Genomic DNA, 26,591 nt, shown 5'->3' with positions numbered 1-26,591 from the left:
TCCTTGGGATGCAGCCTTTCACTCAGACACTTTGTTTTCGACAAATGCTTGCGCCGAATAGACAAAAAGGCCGTGCGGACCGAACTGGCCGCGAACTATATCACTGCTGGTACAGCGCCCCCAAGGCCGGAACAGAGCTTGTTCAGAAACAGGACAGCTAAAAAATCCTGGCTGAGGTTCAATCTCAACCACAGGTGGATTGAATAAAGCCTGACGAACTTGTGTGAGGGAATTGATCATTACCGTTATAATCGCCGACTTTTCGTCAGGCTATACGATTTCAGACATGAGCCAATCCAGCGACCTTATTCAATCCGCACAACGCACCATCCGCCTCGAGCTTGAAGCCGTAGAAGGCTTGCTGGCCCATATCGACGCGGATTTCGTGCGCGCCTGCGAGATGATTCTGGCCAGCAAGGGCCGCGTAGTGGTGGTCGGCATGGGCAAATCCGGGCATGTCGGCAACAAGATCGCCGCCACCCTGGCGAGCACCGGGACCACCGCGTTCTTCGTGCATCCGGCCGAAGCCAGCCACGGCGACATGGGCATGATCACCCGGGACGACATCATCCTGGCACTGTCCAACTCCGGCACCACCAACGAAATCGTGACCCTGCTGCCGCTGATCAAGCGCCTGGGTATCCAGCTGATCAGCGTGACCGGCAACCCGGACTCGACGCTGGCAAAAGCCGCCGAAGTGAATTTGAACGTGCACGTTGCCCACGAGGCCTGCCCGCTGAACCTGGCACCGACCTCCTCCACCACCGCCGCCCTGGTCATGGGCGATGCGCTGGCCGTGGCATTGCTGGAAGCCCGCGGGTTTACCGCCGAAGACTTCGCGTTTTCCCACCCGGGCGGCGCCCTTGGCCGTCGCCTGCTGCTGAAAGTGGAAAACGTCATGCACGCCGGCGACGAGCTGCCACAAGTGCCACGCGGCACCTTGCTGAAAGATGCCTTGATGGAAATGACCCTCAAGCGCCTGGGCATGACCGTAATCCTGGAGTCCGACGGGCGGCTGGCCGGGGTCTTCACCGACGGCGACCTGCGCCGCACCCTGGACCGCAACCTCGACATCCAGACCGCCACCATCGACGAAGTCATGACGCCTCACGGCAAGACCGCACGCCCTGACATGCTCGCGGCCGAAGCACTGAAGATCATGGAAGACCACAAGATCCTGGCGCTGGTGGTGGTCGACAGCGACGACCGTCCGGTTGGCGCCCTGAACATGCACGACTTGCTGCGTGCGGGAGTGATGTAGATGACCACCGACCTGATGCAACGGGGCAAGCACATCAAGCTGGCGATTTTCGACGTCGACGGTGTGCTGACGGATGGCCGCCTGTACTTCCTGGAAGACGGCAGCGAATTCAAGACGTTCAACACCCTCGACGGCCAGGGCATCAAGATGCTGATGGCGGCGGGCGTGCAAACCGGCATCATCAGCGGTCGCAAGACCCCGGTTGTGGAACGCCGCGCACAAAACCTGGGTATTCCTCACCTGTATCAGGGCCGCGAGGATAAACTGGTGGTTCTGGACGAGCTTCTTGGCCAACTCAACCTAAGCTATGAGCAGGTTGCGTACCTGGGTGACGATTTACCCGACCTGCCGGTGATTCGCCGGGTCGGCCTGGGCATGGCCGTGGCCAATGCGGCGGCGTTCGTTCGCGAACACGCCCATGGTGTAACCACCGCCCGCGGCGGCGAAGGCGCCGCCCGCGAGTTCTGCGAGTTGATTCTGCGCGCCCAAGGCAGCCTTGAAGCGGCCCACGCCGCCTACCTATAGAGCGTTTTATGCTGAGTAAAAAGATTCGCAATTTCCTGATACTTGCAGTCATCGCCGCGGTTTTCCTCGCGGTCGGCTACTGGAATATCAGCCCGGAGCGCTTCCTCGACAAGCCGGTTGCACAGGTTGACGAGAGTGCTATCGACTATTACGCCATCAACGCCCACAGCATCCAGTACCTGCCCGATGGCAAGGTCCAGTATGAAATGACCTCCGACAAGGTCGAACACTTGAAGGCATCCGAGGTCACTTTGCTGACCAAGCCGGACATGAACCTGTACCGCGGCGCCGAATTTCCGTGGCACGTCACCAGCGAGCGTGGCGAGGTCAACCCGGACGGCACCCAAGTGGAACTGATTGACTCGGTGCGGGTAGCCCGCACTGACGCCAAGAACCGCGACACCATTATTACCAGCAGTCGCATGACCGTATTCCCACAGAAGCAATATGCGCAGACCGAGCAAGACGTTAGAATTGACGGCGCTGGCGGTGTATCGACTGGCAAGGGAATGAAAGCGTATTTGAAAGAAAGCAGGATACACCTGCTATCGAACGTAAGAGGACAGTATGAGGCTCGTTAAAACCCTCCCTATTTTGCTCGGCCTGGGCGCAGCACTGGGAAGCGTGAGCGCCTGGGCTCTGCCGAACGATAGCCAGCAACCGATCCACATTCAGGCTGACGATGCGCAGCTGGATGACAAGCAAGGTATCGCGACCTACACGGGCAGCGTGATCATCACCCAGGGCTCGATGAAAGTGACGGGTAACACCGTGACACTGACTCGTACCCCGGCAGGCGATATCGACGTGGTCACTTCGGTGGGCAACCTGGCGTATTTCGAACAACTGCAGAAAGTGGGCGACCCTACGCCGGTCAGAGGCTATGGCAAGACGATCCAGTACCACGCCCAGCAAAACCGCATCGTGCTGATCGACCAGGCCCGGGTCATCAATGACGGCAACACCACCGACGGCGAAAAAATCGTCTACGACACGGTGAAGCAGATCGCCCAGGCCGGCCGTGCTACCGGCTCGAAAATCAGCACGCCGAAGCCGCGTATCGACATGGTTATCCAGCCGAAGCAGAAACCGGGCGCAGCCCAGCCGGCGCCGAAACCCGACGCGAAGAAGGCGAATTAATGGCAACCCTGAAAGCCCAGCATCTGGCCAAGGCTTATAAAAGCCGTCAGGTCGTGCGTGACGTCAGCCTGTCGATCGACAGCGGCCAGATCGTCGGCTTGCTCGGCCCCAACGGTGCCGGCAAGACCACCTGCTTCTACATGATCGTCGGCCTGGTGCAGGCCGATCAAGGCCGCGTCCTGATCGACGACCTGGACGTGAGCCACCAGCCTATGCACGGCCGTGCGCAGGCGGGTATCGGCTATCTTCCCCAGGAAGCATCGATCTTCCGCAAACTGTCGGTTTCCGACAACATCATGGCCATCCTCGAGACCCGCAAGGAACTCGACCGCGCCGGGCGCAAGAAAGAGCTGGAAAGCCTGCTGCAGGAATTCCACATCAACCACATTCGCGACAACCTCGGCATGAGCCTTTCCGGCGGCGAGCGTCGTCGTGTGGAAATCGCCCGCGCGCTGGCCACGGCGCCCAAGTTCATCCTGCTGGACGAACCTTTCGCCGGTGTCGACCCGATCTCGGTCGGCGACATCAAGCAGATCATCCATCATCTCAAGGCCAAGGGCATCGGTGTATTGATCACCGACCACAACGTCCGTGAGACACTCGATATCTGCGAAACCGCCTACATCGTCAACGATGGACAGCTGATTGCCGAAGGTGACTCTGCCACTATCCTGGCCAACGAACTGGTCAAGGAAGTGTATCTGGGTCACGAGTTCCGCCTGTAAACACGGTGGTATCAGGCCATTCGCCATGGAGCGCGGTAGTCAATAAAAACCTCAGTATTTTTATTGTTACCGCGCTCTAGGCAAAGCCCCCGATATCAGGCATATAATTTGCTTATGTTTGGCGCTCACGCGCCCTGTCGTGGATGGCGCATTGCGCCGGCGAATAAGGTGTTAAGCCCCTGCCATGAAACCATCGCTAGTCCTGAGAATGGGCCAGCAGCTGACGATGACACCGCAGCTGCAACAGGCCATCCGCCTGCTCCAATTGTCGACCCTGGACCTGCAACAGGAAATCCAGGAGGCCCTGGAGTCCAATCCGATGCTCGAACGCCAGGAAGAAGGCGACGACTTCGATAATGCAGACCCGCTGGCCGACAACATCGAGCAAAAGCCCAACCCCGACGTACAGGAACCCTCCTATCAGGAAACCGCCCCCACGGTGGATAACCTTGAGGAAGGCGAATGGAACGAACGCATTCCCAACGAACTTCCCGTGGATACCGCCTGGGAAGACGTCTACCAGACCAGCGCCAGCAGCCTGCCCAGCAACGATGACGACGAGTGGGACTTCACCACCCGCACATCAGCCGGCGAGAGCCTGCAAAGCCATTTGCTCTGGCAGCTGAACCTGGCACCGATGTCCGATACCGATCGCCTGATCGCCGTGACCCTGATCGATTGCATCAACAACCAGGGCTACCTGGACGAGACCCTTGAGGAGATCCTCGAGGCGTTCGACCCGGAACTGGACATCGAACTGGACGAAATCGAAGCCGTCCTGCACCGCATCCAGCAATTCGAGCCGGCCGGCATCGGCGCCCGCAACCTCAGCGAGTGCCTGCTGCTGCAACTGCGCCAATTGCCGGCCAAGACGCCTTGGCTGAGCGAAGCGCAGCGCCTGGTCACCGACTACATCGACCTGCTGGGCAGCCGCGACTACAGCCAGCTGATGCGCCGCATGAAGCTCAAGGAAGATGACCTGCGCCAGATCATCGAGCTGGTGCAGAGCCTCAACCCACGCCCGGGCTCGCAGATCGAGTCCAGCGAAGCCGAATATGTCGTGCCCGACGTGATTGTGCGCAAGGACAACGAACGCTGGCTGGTGGAGCTGAACCAGGAATCGGTGCCGCGCCTGCGGGTCAATCCGCAATACGCAGGTTTTGTGCGCCGCGCCGACACCAGCGCCGATAACACCTTCATGCGTAACCAACTGCAGGAAGCCCGCTGGTTCATCAAGAGCCTGCAAAGCCGCAACGAAACCCTGATGAAAGTCGCCACCCAGATCGTCGAGCACCAGCGCGGCTTCCTGGAATACGGCGATGAAGCAATGAAGCCGCTGGTACTGCACGACATCGCCGAGGCGGTGGGCATGCACGAATCAACGATTTCCCGGGTGACCACGCAAAAATTCATGCATACCCCACGGGGTATATATGAGCTGAAATACTTTTTCTCCAGCCACGTCAGCACCTCCGAAGGCGGCGAATGCTCGTCCACGGCGATCCGCGCGATCATCAAAAAACTGGTTGCCGCGGAAAATCAGAAAAAGCCGTTGAGTGACAGCAAGATCGCTGGTTTACTGGAGGCACAAGGCATTCAGGTCGCCCGTCGAACCGTCGCCAAGTACCGCGAGTCCCTAGGGATCGCGCCTTCCAGCGAGCGTAAGCGTTTAATGTGACGGGCGGGCCATAGCGTTCCAGTGGCGGGTATTCCTACCCGCCGCTTTATGCACTGGCAACGAAGGAGAAGCTGTATGCAAGTCAACATCAGTGGACACCATGTAGAAGTCACCCCTCCATTGCGCGAATACGTCGAGCTGAAGCTGAAGAAGCTTGAGGGCCATTTCGACAAGATCACCAACGTTCAGGTCATCATGAAGGTCGACAAGCTTCAGCAGAAAATCGAAGCGACACTTCAGATACCCGGTGGCGAAGTGGTCGCCAATGCCGAACATGAAGACATGTATGCATCAATCGACTTGCTCACAGACAAGCTTGACCGCCAACTTAAAAAGCATAAGGAAAAGCAGCAGAGCCTTCTTCAAGGCACTGGCCGCTAACACTCCCCACCCATGATCCGACTTGAAACCATCCTGACCCCCGGCCGTTCCCTCGTGAACGTGCCGGGCGGCAGTAAAAAGCGCGCCCTCGAACAAATTGCCAACCTGATCGGCCGCGAAGTGCCCGAACTGGATACGCAAGCTGTGTACGAGGCCCTGATCGCCCGTGAAAAGCTCGGCTCCACCGGCTTTGGCAACGGCATCGCCATTCCTCACTGCCGCCTGCAAGGCTGTGAGTCTCCAGTCAGCGCCCTGCTGCACCTGGACGCCCCTATCGATTTCGACGCCATCGACGGCGCGCCGGTCGACCTGCTGTTCGTGCTGCTGGTCCCGCAAGCTGCCACTGATGCGCACCTGGAACTGCTTCGGCAGATCGCCAGCATGCTCGACCGCAAGGACGTACGCGACAAACTGCGTAGTGCCTCAAGCAATGAGGCGCTCTACCAGGTTGTCCTGGATGAACAAAACGGGCATTAATCATGCGTTTGATCATCGTCAGCGGCCGTTCCGGCTCAGGTAAAAGCACGGCCCTCAATGTTCTTGAGGACAACGGCTTCTATTGCATCGACAACCTGCCCGCCGGCCTGCTACCGGAACTGGCGGAACGCGCGCTGATTCATACCGAGCTGGCGCAACCGCTGGTCGCCGTGTCGATCGACGCCCGCAACCTGCCCAGCCACCTCACACGCTTTCCTGAACTGCTCGAAGAAGTGCGGGCCAAGCACATCCATTGCGATGTGCTGTACCTGGACGCCGACGAAGAGACCCTGCTCAAGCGCTTCTCCGAAACCCGTCGCCGCCACCCGTTGAGCAGCCCTCATCGTTCCCTGGCCGAAGCCATCGAGGACGAGACCAAACTGCTGGGGCCGATCATTGACCTGGCCGACCTCAAGATCAACACCACCAGCCTGAACCTGTATCAACTTCGGGATGCGATCAAGCTGCGTCTGCTGAACCAGCCGGAGCCAGGCACGGCGTTCCTTGTCGAGTCGTTCGGTTTCAAGCGCGGCATGCCGGTAGATGCCGACTTGGTGTTCGATGTGCGCTGCCTGCCCAACCCGTACTGGAAGCCGGAACTGCGCGATCAGTCGGGGCTGGACCAACCTGTGGCCGAGTACCTGGCGGCGCAACCGGATGTCGAGGAAATGTACCAGGACATCTCCAGCTACCTGCTCAAATGGCTGCCGCGTTTTGCGGCCAGCAATCGGGCTTATGTCACCATCGCCATTGGCTGCACCGGCGGCCACCACCGATCCGTCTACCTGACCGAACGCCTGGGCAAGGTGCTGCAACAAACCCTCAAGAACGTCCAGGTTCGCCACCGCGACCTCAGCTGAAAGGAACACCCCCGCGATGCCCGCTCTGGAAATTGAAATCATCAACAAGCTGGGCCTGCACGCCCGGGCCTCGGCCAAGTTCGTCGGCGTCGCCGGGCAGTTCCCTTGCCAGATCCGCGCCGGGCGCACCCCGGAATCCATGGTCGACGGCAAAAGCATCATGGCCATGATGATGCTGGCTGCGGGCAAGGGCACGAAGATTCATTTGAAAACCGAAGGCGAGCAAGAGCAGGAAGCGATGGATGCCCTGGTAGCGTTGATCAATAATTTCTTTGATGAGGGCGAGTAGGTAATCGCCCCTCCCCTGCGTCAGTTGGACAGCAGTTTGCCGTTGAACAGAATCTTCAACGTCTTGACCGTCAGTACGGCCAGGGCGATCGTCAGGAAAGCCAGGATCAGATAGGCAATCGCTTCCAGGATCACGCTTCCTTTGGCATCGGCATATTTCAACGCAGCGTTGCTCAATGCCGCAATCGGAAAGCTGATTGCCCACCAGGCAGGAGAAAAAGGCGCGGCCTGACGGAATACTTTGAATGCCAGCACCCCAAACAGGAACAGGCCAAAGTAGAAGAGCACGCTGGCAAAGTAGTCGACGCTGCCAAAGAAGTTGGTGTAAGCCAGAAAGCCGACTTCAAAGGGGGCGATAAGTATCATCAGCGAAGGTGTCATACCTTTGGCCATCACCGGCTCGTGAACCAGACGTGAAAAAATTCGCGTGAAGAACACCAGCGCAATCACACTCCCTACCGCCATCGCGAACAGATTGAACTCGTATGCCCACGCCATGGGCATGTGGGCACCTGTCACCGCGATGTCGAGCGCCGCCACCCCCGGGATCAGCCAGGCAGGCACGGCATATTGCGACTCCTGATTACCGGACAACAGTCGCGAGAGCACAATTGCCGCCAGGATCATGGTCAGCAGGCTACCCAACATCCAAAGCCCCTGGCTGATCAGGGTGCTAGCTGAACCTACGACTGCCGACAGCAGCAGCAACGCGATCGTCACCGTGCCAAAGAAATTTCCTGATATCGGGTGATTGAACTCGGCTTTGACCGCCGCAGGGTATTTAACCCATTTGGTGAGATACCCCGCCACCAGTGCGATAAACACCAGAATGGCAAACCCACCAATGACCGCTCCGATCATTTGCGCGTAAGCCACATATTCACTGGCGGACTGCCAGGCCAGGCTCAGGCCGGCCAACCCCATCACGGCGCCAAACAAATTGATGGGAAGGTTCTTGATGGACCCCGACCGCTCGCTCGATTCGACAGCGAAGGGGGGAAGTGGCGCGTTACAGATGCTCATGCGGGTCTCCGGTTGACGATAAAGCACGCGACGGACAGTGTCGCCTACCTCCCCTCTGTCCTATAGTGTCGCTTAACGACGATTTCAGCCATTTCCACTACGGAGACCGACACCATGCGAATTGCCCTCCTGGCGTTTCCCCGTGTGCAAATGCTGGATGTCGTGGGCCCTGCCGATGTGTTCGCTGAAGCGGCCAGGCAATTGGGCAATTCCCGTGCATACCGGATCTCGGTCATCGGTACCGTCGCGGGGCAGATCAAGGGAACCAGTGGGCTTCGCCTGGCCACGGATGACTCCATCGAGACGTTCAAGGGGGCTATCGATACGCTGCTGATCGCAGGAAGCCCCAGCGTGAATGACGTGGCACACGACGCCCACCTGCGGGACTGGGTGCGCTACCAGGCCACGCGCGTGCGGCGGATAGGCTCGGTTTGCAGTGGCGCTTTTGTGCTGGGGGCTGCTGGCTTGCTGGTCGGGCGACGCGTCACCACGCACTGGAATTCCAGTGCATTGCTGGCCCGGCAATACCCCGATGCCGTGGTCGAACCGGACAGCATTTTTATCCGCGACGGTAACCTGTACACCTCCGCCGGTGTGACGGCCGGTATGGATCTGGCGCTCGCGTTAGTCGAGGAGGACCACGGCCGTGATTTGGCGCTCAGTGTGGCCAGGGAAATGGTGATGTACTTCAAACGGCCGGGCGGCCAGTCACAGTTCAGCGCCCAACTGGCGGCACAGACCGCAGAGCGCACGAACATTCGCCAGATACAGACCTATATCGTCGACAACCTGGCCGCAGACCTGAGCGTGGCATTGCTGGCCCAGCGCGCTGACATGAGCGAACGCAACTTTGCCCGGGTATTCAAGGCCGAGGGTGGATTCACCCCTGCCGAGTTCGTGGAGCTGGCACGTATCGACCAGGCACGGCGGCTGATCGAAGGCTCGAATGTCTCGCTCAAACGCCTGGCCGATCAGGTCGGCTATGCCAATGTTGATGGGTTCCGGCGCGCCTTCGTTCGCCGCCTGGGCGTTACCCCCAGCGACTACCGCAAGCGCTTCTTGTAGAAGTGCGACAGCCTCAGCCCAACGCCGTATCCATCACCATCATCAAGCAAAACCCGATACACAGCCCCAGGCTGGCGAGCTTGTCATGGCCATTGCGCCGCGACTCGGGAATGACTTCGTGAGTCACCACCAGCAGCATGGCCCCGGCCGCCAGCGCCAGCCCCAGCGGCAACAGCACCTGAGCCAGGCTCACCAGCCAGGCACACAGCACCGCAAACACCGGCTCCACCAGCCCTGACGCTGCGCCGATCAGGAACGCCTTGACCCGCGACATCCCTGCCCCGGCCAGCACCAACGCAATCACCAGTCCCTCCGGCACATCCTGCAAGGCAATACCCATGGCGAGGCTGTCGGCATCCGGCATGCCGCCGCCTGCCGAGACACCCACGGCCATGCCTTCGGGAATGTTGTGGGCAATGATGGCGAACACAAACAGCCAGATACGCGGCGGTATCACCGGATGATCCGGACTGCCCACCAGCATTTCCGGGCTCGCGCCGGAGACCTTGCGATCCACCAGATACAGCCCGAACGCGCCCAGCATGATGCCGAAACTGATCAATCCACTGGCGCCCCATGGCGTCAGCCCCAGGCTTTGGGCAGCCGCAATACCCGGCACGATCAGCGAAAACGCCGTAGCGGCCAACATCACCCCGGCACCGAAGCCGAGCAGCGTGTCGCTCACCGCCAATGGCATCCGGCGGATCACCAGTACCGGCACGGCACCCAGGGCGGTGCCGAGCGCGCAGATGGCCCCGCCCTGCAAGGCACGCAGGATGCGCGGTTCCAGGTCAAGCCAGGCCAGCCCTTGGGCCACCAGCAATGCAGTTCCTGCCAATAGCAGCAGCGAGCCAAACGCATAACGAAACATTCGCACGCTGCTGATCGCCAGTGTTTCAGTGCCCATAGTCGGCCTTAGATCTTGTTATAGAGGAGTTTCAGCCCAGCGCAGCCTGGTAGCGGCCGGCAACTTCCGGCCAGTTGATGACGCTGTAGAACGCATTGATGTATTCCGGACGACGGTTCTGGTACAGCAGGTAATAAGCGTGTTCCCAGACGTCCAGGCCGAGGATTGGCGTATTGCCGTTCATCAACGGGCTGTCCTGGTTGCCGCTGCTTTCCACCACCAGGGTCTTTTGCGGCGTCACGCTCAACCACGCCCAGCCGCTGCCGAAACGGGTCAAGGCAGCTTTGGTGAAGGCCTCTTTGAAGGCGTCGAAACCGCCCAACTGCTCGTCGATGGCGTTACCCAGCGCGCCGTCTGGCTTGCCGCCGCCCTTGGGCGACATGACAGCCCAGAACAACGAGTGGTTGGCGTGGCCGCCGCCCTGGTTGATCACCGCCGCCCGGAGTTTTTCCGGCAGTTGCTGGACGCTGGACACCAGTTTCTCCACCGGCCAAGCGGCAAACTCGGTGCCTTCGACGGCTGCGTTGAGGTTGTTGATGTAGGTCTGGTGGTGCTTGGTGTAGTGGATCTCCATGGTTTGCGCGTCGATATGCGGTTCAAGGGCATCGTAGGCGTAAGGCAAGGCCGGCAAGGTGTAGGACATATCAATGAGCTCCATAAAAAGGGCTGTTGCGGGTCGACGCATCCGATGGCGCCACGTTGCTGCCCAGCAGGCGGTGGGTACGTGGGTACTCACCGTGATCGCTGATGAAATTCAGCAGTTCGACGTAGGTCTTGCTGCTCTGGCGCAGGGCCGCTTCCCGCAATAGCGGGTTAAGACGGGTGTCTTGCATGGTCTGCAACAGGCGCTGGTGAATGGCGCAGAGGTATTCCGCGCTTTCTTCCGGCTGGTTCAGGCGCAAGTGCAGGTCGGCCAGGTTGTGATGGGAAATGACGCAAGCCGCCACCGCTTCGTCGGCATCCGCCCAGCGCTCAAACAACACTTGAGCCAGGGCCAGGGCTTGCAGGTAGGCCTCGCGGGCATCTACCAGCTCGCCCGCCATAAAGCAGCGATTGGCCCGTTCGATCGTGCGTTTCCAGTGCTCCATGGTGAGCCTCCAAAGCAGGGTCGGTGATTACACGCCGCCAGCCGTGAGCTTTTCCGGATCCAGCAGGATTTCCAGTTGGCTGCGGGGCAAGTCGGTATGTTCGAGCGCCACATCAATCACCGGGCGGCCTTGTTGATAGGCCTTCTTGGCGATTTCGGCGGCCTTTTGGTAACCGATGATCGGGTTGAGTGCGGTCACCAGGATCGGATTGCGCGACAGCGCTTCCTTGAGCTTGGCTTCGTTGACCTTGAAGCTGGCGATGGCCTTGTCGGCCAGCAGTCGGCTGGAGTTGGCCAGCAACTCCAGGCTGCCGAGCAGGTTCTGGGCAATGATCGGCAGCATCACGTTGAGTTCGAAGTTGCCGGACTGGCCGGCGATGGTAATCACCGTGTCGTTGCCGATGACTTGTGCGGCAACCATGGCGGTGGCTTCCGGGATCACCGGGTTGACCTTGCCGGGCATGATCGAAGAGCCCGGCTGCAGGCCTTCCAGCTCGATTTCACCAAGGCCCGCCAATGGGCCGGAGTTCATCCAGCGCAGGTCGTTGGCGATTTTCATCAGGGACACGGCGGTGGTCTTGAGCTGCCCGGAGACCGCGACGGCCGTGTCCTGGGAGCCGATCAGCGCGAACAGGTTCTTGCCTGGGGTGAACTGGACGTGGGTCAGGCTGCTCAGTTGCTGGCTGAAGCGCGCTGCAAACTCCGGATGCGCATTGATCCCGGTGCCGACTGCAGTGCCACCCTGGGCCAGCGCCTGCAAGCTCGGCAGCAGGTCTTGCAGATGGCCGATATTGGCCTTGAGCTGCTGCGCCCAGCCATTGAGCACCTGGCTCATGCGCACCGGCATGGCGTCCATCAGATGCGTCCGACCGGTCTTGACGAAACGGTGCACCTCCTCGGCCTTGTGCTCGATCACCTGGACCAGGTGCAGCAGCGCCGGCAGGGTTTGCTCATGCAGCACCAGCGCCGCGCTGACGTGAATGGTGGTCGGGATGATGTCGTTGCTGCTCTGGCCGCAGTTGACGTGATCGTTAGGGTTGACCGGCTCGCCCAGCAAGCGGCTGGCGAGGGTCGCAATCACTTCGTTGGCGTTCATGTTGGAGCTGGTGCCGGAACCGGTCTGGAAGATATCCACCGGGAAATGCTGCATGAAATCGCCTTCCAGCAAGCCTTGGGCGGCATCAACGATGGCCTTGCCCTGGGCTTCGCTCAGTTGTTTCAGCTCGACGTTAGCTTTAGCGGCGGCAGCCTTGGCCAGGATCAACGCACGAATGAACTGCGCCGGCATGCGCTGGTGGCTGATGGGAAAGTTGTTCACCGCACGCTGGGTTTGTGCGCCATACAGGGCCTCGGCGGGCACTTGCAGTTCGCCCATGCTGTCGCGTTCGATACGGGTGTTACTCATCGGAAGATCCTTGCACCAGGTCAGAGTGAGAAATCGATGGCAGCAATTCGCAGGTCGCCAATTGCCAGGCAAAGGTCTGCCAGCGCTTGAGGCGGCAGGCACAGTGGGAAAGTTTTTCCAGGTCGCGCAACGGGCGCCAGGCCTGGTCCAGGCACATGGACCGCCAGTGCCAGGGCAAGGCGATGTCGGAGGCGGTGTCCAGCAGCAGGCGGAATGAGGTTTCGCCGATGGTCCACGGGTGGGTCGCAGTGCAACAGGCGAGGTATCGGCCTTCGGCCAGATAATGTTCGATCAGGCGGGGCTCGTCGGGAGCAAGGCCGCAACGAATCTGACGACTCATCCAACGCCAGCTTTCCAGGTAGGGATCCTCATGCAGGACAGAACTCATGATCCACACTCATTCGGTAATGATATTTATTATTAAATGATATTGAGAATCAAAACAAGAGCCTGAGGGAATCACTCGGAATTCCAGGCACAAAAAAAGGCGCGCCACCCAATGGGTGGCGCGCCTTCTTTATGGCGCCTGTCGGCGGATTAGCTGCCGGCGACGGTCATCTTTTCGATCAACACCGAACCGGTGCGGATGTTGCTGCGCAGTTCCAGGTCATTACCCACCGCGACAATCTGCTTGAACATGTCACGCATGTTGCCCGCGATGGTCACTTCCTGCACGGCGAACTGGATTTCGCCGTTTTCCACCCAGAAACCCGCCGCACCACGGGAGTAATCACCCGTGACCATATTCAGGCCATGGCCCATCAACTCGGTGACCAGCAAGCCACGGCCCATGCGCCGCAACAGCGCCGCCTGGTCTTCATCGCCATGGGTGATGAACAGGTTGTGTACGCCACCGGAGTTGGCGGTGCTTGGCAGGCCGAGTTTGCGACCGGCGTAGGTGCCCAGCACATAGGACACCAGCTCACCGTTCTCGACGAACGGCTTGGCATAGGTGGCCAGGCCATCACCGTCAAACGACGAACTGCCCATGGCGCGCATCAGGTGCGGGCGCTCATCGATGGTCAGCCATTCCGGGAACAGCTTCTGGCCAATCGCGCCTTCCAGGAACGACGACTTGCGGTACAGGTTGCCGCCGGAAATCGCCCCAAGGAAACTGCCGAACAAACCACCGGCCAGTTCCGCCGAGAACAACACCGGCACTTCACAGGTCGGCACCGGGCGCGCGCCCAGGCGGCTGGCAGCACGCTGCGCGGCACGCTGGCCGATGAGTACCGGATCCATCAGCAATTCGCCCTGGCGGTTCACGTCGTACCAGTAATCACGCTGCATCTGGCCGTTGGCTTCGGCGATCATCACGCAGCTCAGGCTGTGACGCGTCGAGGCATAACCGCCGATAAAACCGTGGCTGTTGCCGTATACGCGGCAACCCTGATGAGTACTCAAGGTGGTGCCATCGGCGTTCTTGATCCGGCTGTCGGCATCGAATGCCGCCGCTTCACAGGTCAATGCTTGTTCAATAGCCTGTTCCGGGGTGATGTCCCAGGCATGGAACAGGTCAAAATCCTTCAAGTCCCGAGCCATCAGGGCTGCATCAGCCAGGCCGGAGCTTTCATCTTCGGAGGTGTGCTTGGCAATCGCCAGCGCTGCAGCAACAGTTTCGCGAATCGCTTCCGGGCCGCTGGCAGAAGTGCTGGCCGAGCCCTTGCGTTGGCCCACGTACAAGGTGATGCCAAACCCCTGGTCGCGGTTGAATTCGACGGTTTCCACTTCCCGCTGGCGCACCGATGTCGACAACCCCTGCTCCAGGGACACCGCCACTTCACAGGCACTGGCCCCCTGGCGCTTGGCCTCGGCAATGATCTGCTCGACTTGTTCCTGCAGTGCCGGTAACGCTTGCGGACCGACGCTTTGGGCTGCACTCATGGTTTTCTCCACTCAAATTCTGCTTTCGGTTAAGGCCTTCTAGCGACCGGGCCGGACAAGCGGCCCCCGACTGGTTATCATGGCGGCGTTTCTTTGCGGACTGCCACCATGGTTGATTCTTACGACGACTCCCTCGATGGGGAGAAAAGCAAATCTCAGGTCAAACGCGAGCTGCATGCTCTGGTTGACCTCGGCGAGCGCCTTACAACACTCAAGCCTGACTTGTGTGCAAAACTGCCATTGACCGACGCCCTGCGCCGGGCTCTGAACGATGCGCCCAAGCACACCGCGAATATCGCGCGTAAACGGCACCTCATGTTCATCGGCAAACTGATGCGCGACCAGGACACTGACGCCATTCTGACGTTGCTCGATCAACTCGATGCCTCCACTCGCCAGTACAACGAGCGCTTCCATAACCTGGAACGCTGGCGTGATCGCCTGATCGCTGGCGATGACGCGGTACTGGAGAAGTTCGTCATCGAGTACCCGGATGCCGATCGCCAACAATTGCGCTCCCTGATCCGTCAGGCCCAGCACGAACTGGCGCAAAGCAAGCCACCGGCCTCCAGCCGAAAAATCTTCAAATACATCCGTGAGCTGGACGATAGTCAACGCGGCCTGCGCTGACCCTCTTCCCCGGGTGGCGGCCTTCGCCACCCGAAGCTCCCGTTCTTACGACCCCGTACCACCCACGGTGATCGCATCGATTTTCAAGGTTGGCTGGCCGACACCCACCGGCACCGACTGACCATCCTTGCCGCACGTCCCCACACCGCTGTCCAGCGACAGGTCGTTACCGACCATCGACACCTTGCTCATGGCTTCCGGGCCGTTGCCAATCAACGTTGCACCCTTGACCGGCGCGGTGATCTTGCCGTCTTCGATCAAATACGCCTCGCTGGTGGAGAACACGAACTTGCCGCTGGTGATGTCCACCTGCCCACCACCGAGGTTGGCGCAGTAGATGCCGCGTTTCACCGAGGCGATGATTTCGGCCGGATCGCTTTCGCCGCCGAGCATGTAGGTGTTGGTCATGCGCGGCATCGGCAGGTGCGCGTAGGACTCGCGACGACCGTTACCGGTGCGGGCCACGCCCATCAGGCGCGCGTTGAGCTTGTCTTGCATGTAGCCCTTGAGCACACCGTTTTCGATCAGTGTGGTGCACTCGGTCGGGGTGCCTTCGTCATCGACGCTCAACGAACCGCGACGCCCGGCCAGGGTACCGTCATCGACGATGGTGCAGAGCTTGGACGCAACCATCTCGCCCATGCGCCCGCTGTAGGCGGAACTGCCCTTGCGGTTGAAATCACCTTCCAGGCCGTGGCCCACCGCTTCATGCAGCAGCACGCCGGACCAGCCAGAGCCCAATACCACCGGCAACGTACCCGCCGGGGCCGGAATTGCTTCCAGATTGACCAGGGCCTGGCGCAACGCTTCACGGGCATACCCCATGGCGCGGTCTTCGGTGAGGAAATAACGGTAGTCGGTACGCCCACCGCCGCCATGGCCACCGCGCTCGCGACGGCCATTCTGTTCAACGATCACGCTGACATTGAAGCGCACCAGCGGCCGCACATCCGCCGCCAGGCCGCCATCGGTGGAGGCCACGAGGATGCGTTCCCACACCCCGGCCATGCTTACGGTGACTTGCTGGATACGCGGATCCAGGGCGCGGGTCGCCGCGTCCACACGCTTGAGCAGCTCGACCTTTTCGGCGCGGCTGATCACTTCCAATGGGTTATCCGGGGCATACAGCTGGGCCACGTCCTGGGTGCTGAACGCCTGCACCGTGCCGTTTTGCCCGGCACGGGAGATCGAACGCGCTGCGCGAGCCGCCAGCCCCAGGGCTTCCAGGGTGATGGCGTTGCTGTAGGCAAAGCCGGTTTTTTCACCGGACTGCGCACGCACACCCACGCCTTGGTCGAGGTTGAAGCTGCCTTCCTTGACGATCCCGTCTTCCAGGGCCCAGGACTCGGAAATCTGCCCCTGGAAATACAGGTCGGCCGCGTCGATGCCTGGCCCGGCCAGATCGCCGAGGACCGTTTGCAAGCTTTCGATGGTCACGCCACCAGGCGCCAGGAGGTGTTCACTGACTGAGGACAACAACTCGCTCATAGGTTTGGCCTTAAATTCATCGTTCTGAAGCAGGTCGCTGTGCGCCCTGCGAGAAAAAGCGCCGGTGGCCCGCCACCGGCATGCGCGTCCGTATCGACGCCTGTTCGCTGCTATCGCGTTCGGCCAACAACACCGCCTCGCCTTGATCCTGTTGTGCCAGCACGCGCCCCCATGGGTCGATGATCGCTGCATGCCCGAAGGTTTCCCTGGGCCCCGGATGCACGCCACCCTGGGCGGCCGCCAGCAGGTAGCACTGGGTCTCGATGGCACGCGCACGGATCAGCACATCCCAGTGCGCGGCGCCGGTTACCGCTGTAAAGGCCGAGGGCGCGGTGATCAACTCGGCACCCGCAGCGCGCAATTCGCTGTATAGCTCCGGGAAGCGCAAGTCGTAACACACCGTCAGCCCCAGGCGGCCGACCGGCGTATCCGCCACGACCACCTGGCTACCATGAGCATAGTCATCGGATTCACGATAACGACCCCGGGCATCGGCCACATCGACATCGAACAGGTGCAGCTTGTCGTAGCGGGCAACGATTTCGCCCTGATCATCGATCAGCAGCGAGCAGGCATTGGACTTGGCGTTCGGCTGATCCTTTGGGGGCAGCGGCAAAGTGCCGGCCACTATCCATAAGGTGAGGTCGCGGGCGGTCTGTTTCAACCATGGCAGGATCGGACCTTCGCCCAAGGCCTCGGCGCGACCGATATCGGCCACATCGCGACGGCCCATGGCGGCGAAGTTTTCCGGGAGTACCGCAAGCCTTGCACCGCCCGCCGCCGCTTGCTCCAGCAGGCGCCGGGCCTGAGCCAGGTTGGCCAGCACATCGCTTTGGCTGACCATTTGAATTACCGCAAAGGACATGGGCCCACACTCCAGAAAAGGCATGCGGCCATGCTACTCCACAGGTACTCAGTTTGGCTTTTCAAATGGCTTGTCGAAGGTGATTTTCGGGTCCTTCCACGGGCCTTCTACCTTGTACTGTACGCTGGCGAAACGCGAAACACGGTCGCCAATCAGCTTGTCGATCAGGAACAGCGCCCCGCCAATGGCCGGCGCGCCGACGATCAATGCAGCAATCGGCAGGTTGTTGGTGACCGGCAGCGTCACCAGCAACTTGGCATCGACGCGATCAGCCACCAGGTCCAGGGTGCCGTTGATCTCCAGGTTACTCGACGGGCCGGTCATGGTGATCGGCTCACGGGTTACAAACACGCCGTTACTGGCGGCCAGCAAGCCCTTGACCCGGTCATAACTCAAGCCCTTGCCAAGCAAGTCCGAGAAGTCCAGGCGCAGCCGGCGACCGATGGAGTTGAAGTTCAGCAAGCCAAACACCCGCAGGGCCTGCGCACCGCCGTCCACTTCAACAAACTGGCCTTTGCGGAAACTGGCGTCCAGGCTGCCGGAGAAACGCTTGGGACCTACCCAGGCCGGCGAACCCGGCCAGCGGCCGTCCACGTCCACGTGAAAATCTTCGCTGGTCACGCTCGGCGCAAATCCCCAGCCCTTGAGCACGTCGCCAATGTTCTTGCCATCGAGGCGGCCCTTGTACCAACTGCTGCTGGCACCGGGTGCACCTTCCCAACCGCCGGCGCCCTGGAGCACCATGCCCTTGAGCCCCAGGTTCAGGCTGTTGAACGCCATGCCCCTGGTGGTCGGGCGAACTTTCAGAGACCAGGCACCTACCAGCTCCGGGCCCTGGAACAACTGGGCAATCGAGATATCCAGCGCGGGAATATCCTTGGGATCAACATCAGCCAATGGGTCCGGCGCATTTTCATCCGCCTGCACGGTCGGATCCACCGCAGGCAGCTTCACGTACTGCAGGTTGACTGCAATCGGCGCGCCCTTGGCGTCCGGCAACCCCACGGTACCCTTGGCCTGCTGGCTGTCGAACTGCAAGCCCCAGGCAGCGGGTTTGCGGTCCAGCTGCAAGCTGACCTGGTCGAACTGGGTGCCGAAACCGGTCAACTTGCCGACCTTGAAATCGGCCCCGCTCAACAACTGCTTGGCACTGCCACCCGGGTCGTTGCCGGCGTAGCGGTCCACGAGCTTTTTCCAGGGGTCGATATCCAGCTCCGACAACACGCCGCGGATTCGCAAGCCCTTGCCGGCCGGCAACACCGCATCGCCATCTCCCAGGAACAGCTCACCCCGGCCGTCGGCGAAATTGTCCGCCGGGGCGGCGAAGGTGAAGCTGCCCAACTCGCCATAATCGAACCAGTAACGGCGCTCCTTACCCTGCAAGGTCATGCGGAACACACTGTCGCGGCCCTGGCTCGCCGGCATGCCGAACGGCGCCGGCAGGTCCACGGCCACGCCCTTGAGGTTGGAGCTGACCATCAACTGGCTGTCGGCGCCATCGAGGTTGAGCTGCAATTGGTAGGGGATATCGCCGGACACCGGCAACGGCTGGCTGACCTTCAGCCAGTCAGTCAGCCGCTTGACGGTCACCTGCCCTTTCGCGGTGACGCGGGTGTTGAGGTCGCCTGGCTTGCCATCGGCGAAAATCTGCGCGGTGATCGGTCGGTCGAAGGCCTGGGCGCTGATGTTCTGGCCACTCAGGCCCTTGGCGCTGTCGAAGCGGAAATCACCCTTGAGCTGGCTCAGGTCCAGCGTAGGCTCGGCCAGTTGCAGGCGGGACTTGTCGGTCTTGAAATCCACCACGATCTTGGGATCGGCGCCCTTGGCCAGGGGAATATCCAGGTCCAGCTTGCCTTGCAGGTCGCCCTCGCCTTTCCAGCCGGCGAAGGTCGAGGCGGTGCCGATCGGCGCTTCCTGAAGGATTTTCAGGCCATCGCCCAGGCCACCGGCAAAGTTGCCGGTGAGCAGCAGGTGACTGTCCTTGCCTTCGGGGGCGTGGGGAATGTTGACGTAGATATCATTGACCTTGGTGTCGAGCAACTGGCCCTTGCTGGCCAGGATGCGCACGCCGCTTTCCTCGACAAACACTTCACCCTTGACCTTGCTCACGTGCGGCCAGCCCGGCTGGAATGCCAGCTCGGCATCATGCACCTTGAAGAACAGGCTGATATTGCGCGAGGCAGGCAGTGCGTCGTGGTTCAGCGAGCCTTGGTACTGGAAGAAGCCCTCGTCCACTGCACCCTTGAGAATCGCAGTGCGCAGCCACTCATCGAATGCCGGGCTCAACACCGCCGGCAGGTATTTGGGGGTGAAGCGGCCATCGCCGTCGACCATACCGACCCGCAGGTCCATGTAGTCTTCCTGGCTATGGTCGAAATGCAGGCGAATCAGGAAGTCGGCGGCGACCTTGCCCTCCTCGCCCAGCACCTTGATATACGGCGCGATCAGGGTGAAGCCTTCCTTGTCGAGCTTCCACGTCAGGCGGGCGTTGGCCTGGATGTACTGCCAGGGCTTGGCGAAGATCGGAAACAGGTGCAAGGAGAAATCCTTGCTGTCCATGCGCAACTCGCCCTTGCCCAGGTCACCGCTGATGCTGCCGCTGACATTGCGGGCTGCCGGTGCGCCGAAGTAAGCGTCGAAACCAATACGGTCGAGGTTGGCCGCGAAGCTCACGCGCTGGTCGGTGGTGTCTTGAGGCCGATAATCCAGCAACACGTTCCGCAGCGTGCCGGTGGCCTTCAGATGATCCAGGGTGGTGGCCACGGCTTCCGGCAAGGGTGCCAAGGCGTGCAGCAATGGCGTGATCGGCGTCAGGTCGAGGCGATCGGCCTGCAGGTTCCAGACTTCCTGGGCCTTGTCGGTGGCCAGGGTTTGCTGCAGTTGCAGGCGCGATTCCCAGCGGGTGTCGCCGAGGTTCATTGCGAGCGAGTCAAACAGCACCTTGAGGCCGCTGTCATTGCGTTGCAGGTACGCAGTGAGGGCCAGGTTCTCAATATGAGTCGGCTTGCGATCGGCATAGCTGCCCTTGAGCTGCGGGGCGTTGAGGCGCACGGCGGCGCTTTGCACGGTGCCCTTGGCCCAGGTCAGCCAGAATTCGCCGCCGGCCTTGAGTTCGGTAAGTTTCCATTGCTGGGTCAGTTTTGCCGGGATCCATTTTGCCCAGTCACTCTGGGGCAAGCTCAGGTAAGCCTCGGCTTCGCCGTCTTTCCACTGGCTGGCGCGGATTCGGGTGCGCAGGTTCAACGCCAGGGGCTGGCCGTCGGGCAGGGTCAGGCGCGCGTCCAGGCGCTGGCGGTTGGCGCCGGTCTGCAGGCTCACGCCGACATAGGTCAAGGTCAGCGGAGCCTGGTCGAACGGCTGCAGCGTCACCTGGCTGTCGAGCAATGAAACCTGCCCGACCATTTGCATGCGCGTCAGCAGTTGTTCGGGATCCAGCGGCTGGTCATCCTGCACCGGCAGGCCTTGCAGCGCCCAGTGGCCGTCCTGGTCTTCCTTCACGCTGACTTGCAGGCCGCTGACTTCCAGGTGGGCAATGCGCACTTCACGCGCCAGCAGGCTGGCCCAGATATCCGGCACCACTTGCACCTGGTCCAGGCGCAGGGCGCTGCTGCCCTCGCCGACCATCACGTCGTGAGCCAACAATACCGGCGCGAAGCCACTCCAGCGCCCTTCCAGGCTGCCGATGTTCACGGGCATATCCAGCGCAGTACGCGCCTTGGCCTCGATTTCGCCACGGTATTCCGCCACCAACGGCGTCAATTCACGGCCCAGGCTCACGTACACCGCCGCCAATACCAGCAGCAAGGCGCACAGGCCGAGGCCCCAGCGGGTCAATGCGGCAAAAAAGCGTATCAGACGCTCCATGTCAGGCGACCCTCAAAGGCAATAGTCGGACGGCAGATCAAGGCCTGCCCGTCTCGTTGATAAGAACTAACGCGAATCAGAGCAGCACCACGTCATATTGTTCCTGGGAATACATGGTTTCGACCTGGAAGCGAATGGTGCGCCCGATAAAACCCTCCAGCTCGGCTACGTTGCCGGATTCTTCATCCAGCAAACGGTCGACCACCTTCTGGTTAGCCAGGACTCTATAGCCCTCGGCCTGGTAGGCGCGTGCCTCCCGTAAGATTTCCCGGAAAATCTCGTAGCAAACCGTTTCCGGGGTCTTCAACTTACCGCGCCCCTGGCAACTGCTGCACGGCTCGCACAGCACTTGCTCGAGGCTTTCGCGGGTGCGCTTGCGGGTCATCTGCACCAGGCCCAGCTCGGTGATGCCGATGATGTTGGTCTTGGCGTGATCGCGCTCTAGTTGCTTCTCCAGGGTACGCAGCACCTGGCGCTGGTGCTCTTCGTCTTCCATGTCGATGAAGTCGATGATGATGATCCCGCCCAGGTTGCGCAGGCGCAGCTGGCGGGCGATCGCGGTGGCCGCTTCGAGGTTGGTCTTGAAGATGGTTTCTTCGAGATTGCGATGGCCCACAAAGGCACCGGTATTCACGTCGATAGTGCTCATGGCTTCCGCCGGGTCCACTACCAGGTAACCGCCGGACTTGAGCGGCACTTTGCGCTCAAGGGCTTTCTGGATTTCGTCTTCGACGCCATACAGGTCGAAAATCGGCCGCTCGCCCGGGTAATGCTCCAGGCGATCGGCGATTTCCGGCATCAGCTCGGCAACAAATTGCGTAGTGCGCTGGAAGGTTTCCCGCGAGTCGATGCGAATTTTCTCGATCTTCGGGCTGACCAGGTCGCGCAAGGTGCGCAGGGCCAGGCCGAGATCTTCGTAGATCACGCTGGGGGCGCCAATGGTCTTGATCTGCGCTCCGATCTGGTCCCAGAGGCGGCGCAGGTAGCGGATGTCCATGAGGATTTCATCGGCACCGGCACCTTCTGCGGCAGTACGCAGGATAAAGCCGCCGGCCTCCTTGATACCTTCCAGCGCCACGCAGTCACTGACCACCTTTTTCAGGCGCTCGCGCTCGGCTTCATCTTCGATTTTCAGGGAAATACCGACGTGGGCCGTGCGCGGCATGTACACCAGGTAGCGCGAAGGAATCGACAGTTGCGTGGTCAGCCGTGCGCCCTTTGAGCCAATCGGATCCTTGGTGACTTGCACCACCAGGCTCTGCCCTTCGTGCACCAGGGCGCTGATGCTTTCGACCGCTGGGCCTTCGCGCAGGGAGATTTCCGAAGCATGGATAAACGCAGCGCGGTCCAGGCCGATGTCGACGAACGCCGCTTGCATCCCCGGTAACACACGCACGACCTTGCCTTTATAAATATTGCCGACGATCCCGCGCTTTTGGGTGCGCTCGACGTGCACTTCTTGCAGAACACCGTTCTCTACCACCGCCACGCGCGATTCCATCGGCGTGATATTGATCAGAATCTCTTCACTCATGGCTGGGTCTCGTTCAGGCGTTTTCACAATAGTGACCGATCGCTTAAGGCTTGGCGCTGGAATACGGCGTTTAGCGCACGGTAAGGTTTTGCCAACAGGGTATGCCGAATTGGCCCAGCAGTTCTGCGGTTTCGCAGACCGGCAGGCCAACGACGGCAGAGTAGCTGCCATTGAGTCCGGCGACGAACACCGCCGCCAAGCCTTGGATAGCATAGCCGCCCGCTTTGTCCTGGGGCTCGCCGCTGTGCCAATAAGTGGTGGCTTCGTCCGCTGAAATCCTGCGAAAGCGCACACGACTGCTGACCAGCTGCGTTTCGCAACGCTGGCCGTCAATCAGGGCAATGGCCGTCAAAACTTCGTGTTCACGCTCGGAAAGGGCCAGCAACATGGCCAGGGCATCGGCTTGATCCACGGGTTTACCGAGGATCCGGCCGTCGAGGATCACGGCTGTGTCCGCGCCCAGCACACAGGCGCCGGTGGCATCGGCCAAGGTCGCTCGACCGGCCGCAGCCTTGCCGCGCGCCAGGCGTTCTACGTAGGACGCGGGCGATTCATTTGTAAGGGGAGTTTCATCAATGGCGGCGCTGACGACGGTGAACGGCACGCCGATCTGTGTCAGCAGCTCACGCCGTCTCGGGGAGCCCGAGGCCAGATAAAGCGAATTCATGCAGACTCTCCCTGTAGGGTTTGATAACCAGGCAGAGCCTCGCGATCCATTCAATTGATTTTATAGCGACGACGCAATCCACGCAGGCCAAAACTGACCCAGGGCCACAACAGCGCGCTGACCAGCGCGGGCAACACCAGCGCCAGGGTCGGTTGGCGGTTGCCGGTCAAGGCGCTGAGCCACAGCTGTACCAACTGCGCCAGGCCGAAGATCACCAGGATCACCAGGCACTGTTGCCACATCGGGAACATCCGCAGGCGCTGCTGCAATGACAGCACCAGGAAGGTAATCAGGGTCAGGATCAACGCGTTCTGCCCGAGCAGGGTGCCGTAGAGCACATCCTCCATCAGCCCCAGGCACATGGCCGTGACCATCCCGACCTTGTGCGGCAGCGCCAGGGCCCAGAACGCCAGCAGCAAGGCGAGCCACAGCGGGCGCAGGATCTCCATGAATTGCGGCAGCGGCGAAACGCTGAGCAGCAAGCCGATGGCAAAGGTCAGCCAGACGATCCAGCCGTTACGCGAATGAGTACCGGCCATTATTCTTCCCTCTGCCGAGTGGTTGCCGGGGCCGCAGCCGGTGGTTTGGCGGCGGCGGGCGGTTTGGCAGCGGCAGGTGTTGCAGCCGCAGGCTTGGCCGGACGCGCGCTATGGGCCACAGGCTTGACCGGTGTCGCAACCGGCGCGGCTGGCGTTGCCGGAGCGGCTGCCGGGGCAGCAGGTGCAGCCGGTTTTGGCACGGTGGCCGGAATGATCGGCGCGGTGCCGTTTTGCTTGTCTTCCGCTTCCTGGGCCTGGGCGGCTTCGTTGGCACGCTCTTCCGGGGTGCGGTTGTCACTGAACACCAGCAACAGGTAACGGCTGCGGTTCAATGCGGCGGTCGGCACGGCGCGCACAATGGCGAACGGCTGGCCGGAATCGTGGATCACTTCCTTGACCGTCGCGACCGGGTAGCCTGCCGGGAACCGCTGACCCAGGCCGGAGCTGACCAGCAGGTCGCCTTCCTTGATGTCGGCGGTGTCTGCGACGTGACGCAACTCCAGGCGTTCCGGGTTACCGGTACCGCTGGCAATCGCCCGCAGGCCGTTGCGGTTGACTTGCACCGGGATGCTGTGAGTGGTGTCGGTCAGCAACAGGACGCGGGAGGTATAAGGCATCAACTCCACCACCTGGCCCATCAGGCCACGGGCATCGAGCACCGGTTGGCCAAGGACTACGCCGTCGCGCTCACCCTTGTTGATGATGATGCGATGGGTGAAGGGGTTCGGATCCATACCGATCAACTCGGCCACTTCGACCTTCTCATTGACCAGCGCAGAGGAATTGAGCAACTCGCGCAGCCGAACGTTCTGCTCGGTGAGGGCCGCCAGCTTTTGCATGCGCCCCTGCAGCAGCAGGTTTTCGGTCTTGAGTTTTTCGTTCTCGGCCACCAGTTCGGTGCGGCTGCCAAATTGACTGGCGACACCCTGATAGAGACGCTGCGGCAGGTCAGTGATCCAGTACGTCTGCATCAGGACCAGCGACATCTGGCTACGCACCGGCTTGAGCAGTGTGAAGCGGGCATCGACCACCATCAGCGCAACCGATAGCACGACCAGCACCAACAGGCGCACGCCCAATGAGGGGCCTTTGGAAAAAAGCGGTTTAATAAGCCGCTCCTCCCAGGCAAATGTTTTCTTTATTCATACGGCATCAAACCGGCCCGGATGCAGATTGAAGAAGATAAACGCCAACAGGCAGCACTGCAAAGTGCTGCCTGTGAGCGAAACATGGGCAAACCAGCAAATTCTTATTCGCTGGAGAGCAGGTCCATGGTGTGTTTATCCATCATTTCCAGTGCACGGCCACCGCCGCGGGCGACGCAGGTCAACGGGTCTTCAGCGACGATCACTGGCAAACCGGTTTCCTGGGCCAGCAACTTGTCGAGGTCGCGCAGCAAGGCGCCACCACCGGTCAGTACCAGGCCACGCTCGGCGATATCGGAAGCCAGTTCCGGAGGCGATTGCTCCAGGGCGCTCTTCACCGCCTGAACGATGGTGGCCAGGGACTCTTGCAGAGCTTCCAGCACTTCATTGGAGTTCAGGGTGAAGGCACGTGGGACGCCTTCGGCCAGGTTGCGACCGCGAACATCGACTTCGCGAACTTCGCCGCCCGGGTAAGCGGTACCGATTTCCTGCTTGATGCGCTCGGCGGTGGATTCGCCGATCAGGCTGCCGTAGTTGCGACGCACGTAGGTGATGATCGCTTCGTCGAAGCGGTCGCCGCCAACCCGTACGGATTCGGCATACACCACACCATTGAGGGAGATCAGGGCGATTTCAGTGGTACCACCACCGATATCCACCACCATCGAACCGCGCGCTTCTTCAACCGGCAGGCCGGCACCGATCGCAGCGGCCATTGGCTCTTCAATCAGGAACACTTCACGGGCACCGGCGCCAAGGGCCGATTCACGGATGGCACGACGTTCCACCTGGGTGGACTTGCACGGAACGCAGATCAGCACACGAGGGCTGGGCTGCAGGAAACTGTTTTCGTGAACCTTGTTGATGAAGTACTGCAGCATCTTTTCGCAGACACTGAAGTCAGCAATCACGCCATCCTTCATCGGACGAATGGCAGCAATGTTGCCCGGTGTTCGGCCCAACATGCGCTTGGCCTCGGTGCCAACGGCAACGACACTTTTCTGATTACCATGGGTCCGAATGGCCACAACCGATGGCTCATTCAGGACGATACCGCGCTCGCGCACGTAAATAAGGGTGTTGGCAGTGCCCAGGTCGATGGAAAGATCGCTGGAAAACATGCCACGCAGTTTCTTGAACATGGGAAAGGGAC

General features: G+C 60.8%; 27 protein-coding genes. 12 read left to right on the top strand and 15 right to left on the bottom strand.

Features of this window, described 5'->3' with window-relative positions; translation table 11 throughout:
* The first annotated feature begins 286 nt into the window (after positions 1–286).
* The 10 genes from HX824_RS08710 (at position 287) to HX824_RS08665 (ending at position 7,336) form a co-directional block, all read left to right on the top strand.
* Complete coding sequence (locus HX824_RS08710; RefSeq protein ID WP_003216126.1) at positions 287–1,261, top strand: KpsF/GutQ family sugar-phosphate isomerase; 975 nt, start codon at positions 287–289, stop codon at positions 1,259–1,261.
* Positions 1,262–1,786 (top strand): HAD family hydrolase, encoded by a 525-nt coding sequence (locus HX824_RS08705; RefSeq protein ID WP_003216124.1) that lies wholly within the window; start codon positions 1,262–1,264, stop codon positions 1,784–1,786.
* An 8-nt stretch (positions 1,787–1,794) separates the two neighbouring features.
* Positions 1,795–2,367 (top strand): LPS export ABC transporter periplasmic protein LptC, encoded by a 573-nt coding sequence (gene lptC / locus HX824_RS08700; RefSeq protein ID WP_003216122.1) that lies wholly within the window; start codon positions 1,795–1,797, stop codon positions 2,365–2,367.
* Positions 2,354–2,926: a lipopolysaccharide transport periplasmic protein LptA gene (gene lptA / locus HX824_RS08695; protein WP_177054435.1), complete on the top strand. Its 573-nt coding sequence runs from the start codon at positions 2,354–2,356 to the stop codon at positions 2,924–2,926. The genes lptC and lptA overlap by 14 nt, the downstream gene beginning before the upstream one ends.
* Positions 2,926–3,651, top strand: coding sequence for an LPS export ABC transporter ATP-binding protein (gene lptB / locus HX824_RS08690; protein ID WP_003216119.1), 726 nt, complete (start codon positions 2,926–2,928; stop codon positions 3,649–3,651). The genes lptA and lptB overlap by 1 nt, the downstream gene beginning before the upstream one ends.
* Before the next feature lie 184 nt (positions 3,652–3,835).
* Complete coding sequence (locus HX824_RS08685; RefSeq protein ID WP_003216117.1) at positions 3,836–5,329, top strand: RNA polymerase factor sigma-54; 1,494 nt, start codon at positions 3,836–3,838, stop codon at positions 5,327–5,329.
* Positions 5,330–5,404: 75 nt separating this feature from the next.
* Entirely contained in the window at positions 5,405–5,710 is a 306-nt protein-coding gene (gene hpf, locus HX824_RS08680) for a ribosome hibernation-promoting factor, HPF/YfiA family (protein ID WP_003216115.1), read from the top strand.
* 12 nt (positions 5,711–5,722) lie between these two features.
* Entirely contained in the window at positions 5,723–6,187 is a 465-nt protein-coding gene (gene ptsN / locus HX824_RS08675) for a PTS IIA-like nitrogen regulatory protein PtsN (RefSeq protein WP_003216114.1), read from the top strand.
* Between the two features lie 2 nt (positions 6,188–6,189).
* Positions 6,190–7,047, top strand: a complete 858-nt coding sequence (rapZ, locus tag HX824_RS08670) for an RNase adapter RapZ (protein WP_003216111.1) — start codon at positions 6,190–6,192, stop codon at positions 7,045–7,047.
* Between the two features lie 16 nt (positions 7,048–7,063).
* Positions 7,064–7,336, top strand: a complete 273-nt coding sequence (locus tag HX824_RS08665) for an HPr family phosphocarrier protein (RefSeq protein WP_003216108.1) — start codon at positions 7,064–7,066, stop codon at positions 7,334–7,336.
* 20 nt (positions 7,337–7,356) lie between these two features.
* Here the strand turns inward: HX824_RS08665 and HX824_RS08660 are convergent, their stop codons facing one another.
* Positions 7,357–8,358, bottom strand: coding sequence for an SLAC1 anion channel family protein (locus tag HX824_RS08660; protein WP_008434304.1), 1,002 nt, complete (start codon positions 8,356–8,358; stop codon positions 7,357–7,359).
* Positions 8,359–8,472: 114 nt separating this feature from the next.
* On the opposite strand from HX824_RS08660, the gene HX824_RS08655 reads away from it, so the two are divergent.
* A complete protein-coding gene (locus HX824_RS08655; protein ID WP_177054434.1) occupies positions 8,473–9,423 on the top strand; it encodes a GlxA family transcriptional regulator in 951 nt (316 codons plus the stop codon).
* A 13-nt stretch (positions 9,424–9,436) separates the two neighbouring features.
* On the opposite strand, the gene HX824_RS08650 is transcribed toward HX824_RS08655, so the two are convergent.
* The 6 genes from HX824_RS08650 to pmbA all read right to left on the bottom strand — a co-directional run bounded on the left by HX824_RS08650 (position 9,437) and on the right by pmbA (position 14,706).
* Entirely contained in the window at positions 9,437–10,330 is an 894-nt protein-coding gene (locus HX824_RS08650) for a ZIP family metal transporter (RefSeq protein WP_087692866.1), read from the bottom strand.
* 31 nt (positions 10,331–10,361) lie between these two features.
* Positions 10,362–10,973, bottom strand: coding sequence for a superoxide dismutase (locus tag HX824_RS08645; RefSeq protein WP_003216101.1), 612 nt, complete (start codon positions 10,971–10,973; stop codon positions 10,362–10,364).
* Between the two features lies 1 nt (position 10,974).
* A complete protein-coding gene (locus tag HX824_RS08640; protein ID WP_003216099.1) occupies positions 10,975–11,418 on the bottom strand; it encodes a hypothetical protein in 444 nt (147 codons plus the stop codon).
* Positions 11,419–11,445: 27 nt separating this feature from the next.
* Complete coding sequence (locus tag HX824_RS08635) at positions 11,446–12,822, bottom strand: aspartate ammonia-lyase (protein WP_008434316.1); 1,377 nt, start codon at positions 12,820–12,822, stop codon at positions 11,446–11,448.
* Positions 12,815–13,210, bottom strand: coding sequence for a hypothetical protein (locus HX824_RS08630; protein ID WP_008434319.1), 396 nt, complete (start codon positions 13,208–13,210; stop codon positions 12,815–12,817). The genes HX824_RS08635 and HX824_RS08630 overlap by 8 nt, the downstream gene beginning before the upstream one ends.
* A gap of 149 nt (positions 13,211–13,359) precedes the next feature.
* Complete coding sequence (pmbA, locus tag HX824_RS08625) at positions 13,360–14,706, bottom strand: metalloprotease PmbA (RefSeq protein WP_003216094.1); 1,347 nt, start codon at positions 14,704–14,706, stop codon at positions 13,360–13,362.
* A 108-nt stretch (positions 14,707–14,814) separates the two neighbouring features.
* On the opposite strand from pmbA, the gene yjgA reads away from it, so the two are divergent.
* The gene (yjgA, locus tag HX824_RS08620; RefSeq protein WP_003216092.1) at positions 14,815–15,336 is read left to right on the top strand and encodes a ribosome biogenesis factor YjgA; all 522 of its coding nucleotides are present in this window, start codon (positions 14,815–14,817) and stop codon (positions 15,334–15,336) included.
* Between the two features lie 45 nt (positions 15,337–15,381).
* On the opposite strand, the gene tldD is transcribed toward yjgA, so the two are convergent.
* The 8 genes from tldD to mreB form a co-directional block, all read right to left on the bottom strand.
* A complete protein-coding gene (tldD, locus tag HX824_RS08615; protein WP_010170608.1) occupies positions 15,382–16,824 on the bottom strand; it encodes a metalloprotease TldD in 1,443 nt (480 codons plus the stop codon).
* A gap of 16 nt (positions 16,825–16,840) precedes the next feature.
* The gene (locus tag HX824_RS08610; RefSeq protein ID WP_008437218.1) at positions 16,841–17,689 is read right to left on the bottom strand and encodes a carbon-nitrogen hydrolase family protein; all 849 of its coding nucleotides are present in this window, start codon (positions 17,687–17,689) and stop codon (positions 16,841–16,843) included.
* A 48-nt stretch (positions 17,690–17,737) separates the two neighbouring features.
* Positions 17,738–21,553 carry a YhdP family protein gene (locus HX824_RS08605; protein ID WP_177054433.1) on the bottom strand — a complete coding sequence of 1,272 codons (3,816 nt, stop codon included), beginning with the start codon at positions 21,551–21,553 and terminating at the stop codon, positions 17,738–17,740.
* A 76-nt stretch (positions 21,554–21,629) separates the two neighbouring features.
* The gene (rng, locus tag HX824_RS08600) at positions 21,630–23,087 is read right to left on the bottom strand and encodes a ribonuclease G (RefSeq protein WP_003216085.1); all 1,458 of its coding nucleotides are present in this window, start codon (positions 23,085–23,087) and stop codon (positions 21,630–21,632) included.
* A 70-nt stretch (positions 23,088–23,157) separates the two neighbouring features.
* A complete protein-coding gene (locus tag HX824_RS08595) occupies positions 23,158–23,754 on the bottom strand; it encodes a nucleoside triphosphate pyrophosphatase (RefSeq protein WP_003216083.1) in 597 nt (198 codons plus the stop codon).
* Positions 23,755–23,804: 50 nt separating this feature from the next.
* On the bottom strand, positions 23,805–24,293 hold the full coding sequence (mreD, locus tag HX824_RS08590; protein WP_003216081.1) for a rod shape-determining protein MreD: 489 nt from the start codon (positions 24,291–24,293) through the stop codon (positions 23,805–23,807).
* Complete coding sequence (gene mreC / locus HX824_RS08585) at positions 24,293–25,402, bottom strand: rod shape-determining protein MreC (protein WP_080673268.1); 1,110 nt, start codon at positions 25,400–25,402, stop codon at positions 24,293–24,295. The genes mreD and mreC overlap by 1 nt, the downstream gene beginning before the upstream one ends.
* A gap of 140 nt (positions 25,403–25,542) precedes the next feature.
* Positions 25,543–26,580 carry a rod shape-determining protein MreB gene (gene mreB, locus HX824_RS08580; protein WP_002555108.1) on the bottom strand — a complete coding sequence of 346 codons (1,038 nt, stop codon included), beginning with the start codon at positions 26,578–26,580 and terminating at the stop codon, positions 25,543–25,545.
* Between the last annotated feature and the right edge of the window lie 11 nt (positions 26,581–26,591).

The organism is Pseudomonas sp. D4002 (assembly GCF_013385665.1).
Lineage (GTDB): Bacteria > Pseudomonadota > Gammaproteobacteria > Pseudomonadales > Pseudomonadaceae > Aquipseudomonas.
Note: the sequence above shows the minus strand (reverse complement) of the source record. Positions and strands in the feature narration are given on the sequence as shown.